The following is a 638-nucleotide window of genomic DNA, read 5'->3' as shown; positions in this document are numbered from 1 at the left end:
GACGTCCCGGTGCCGGGCCCGGCCCGCACCGCGCTCACCCGCGCCGCGTACGAGGAGGGCGCCTGGCTGCAGCTGGTGACCGACCCGGACGACCTCGCCGTACTGGGCCGCCTCGCTCGCGAGGCGCACGGCCGCCAGTCCGCCGACCCCGCGTTCGTCGCGGAGATGGCGGCCTGGACCGGGCGGCACGGCGGCCACGACGACGGTGTCCCCGCCTCCGCGGGCGGACCGCTGCCGGCCCCGAACCACCCGTGGGTGACCCGGGACTTCGGCGGCCCCGCCCACCCGCGGCCCGCGCCGGCCGCGTTCGAGTCGGCGCCGCTGATCGCGGTGCTGACCTCGCACCTCGACGGCCCCCGCGACGACCTGCGTGCCGGCGAGGCCCTGGCGCGGGTGCTGCTGACCGCGACCGCCGAGGGCCTGTCGGCCTCGCCGGTGTCCCAGCTGGTGGAGGTCCCCGACGTGCGGGAGCGGGTGCGCCGCTCGCTCGCCCGGGACCGGCCCCCGCAGGTCGTCCTGCGCCTGGGCCACGGGGTCCCCGTCCCGGCGACTCCGCGGCGTCCGGCCGCCGACCTGATCGACCCGGGCTGACCCGGAGCACCGGCCCGGGACCTTCGTCCCGGGCCGGCGGGCCCTCC

At 80.4% G+C, this 638-nt stretch carries 1 pseudogene; it reads left to right on the top strand.

The annotated features are described in order from the left end of the window. Window positions 1-591, top strand: a pseudogene (locus tag GTW08_RS16400) (nitroreductase); the annotation flags it as partial. Between the last annotated feature and the right edge of the window lie 47 nt (window positions 592-638).

The sequence above is a fragment of the Pseudonocardia sp. SID8383 genome (genome assembly GCF_009864975.1).
Lineage (GTDB): Bacteria > Actinomycetota > Actinomycetes > Mycobacteriales > Pseudonocardiaceae > Pseudonocardia > Pseudonocardia alni.
Note: the sequence above shows the minus strand (reverse complement) of the source record. Positions and strands in the feature narration are given on the sequence as shown.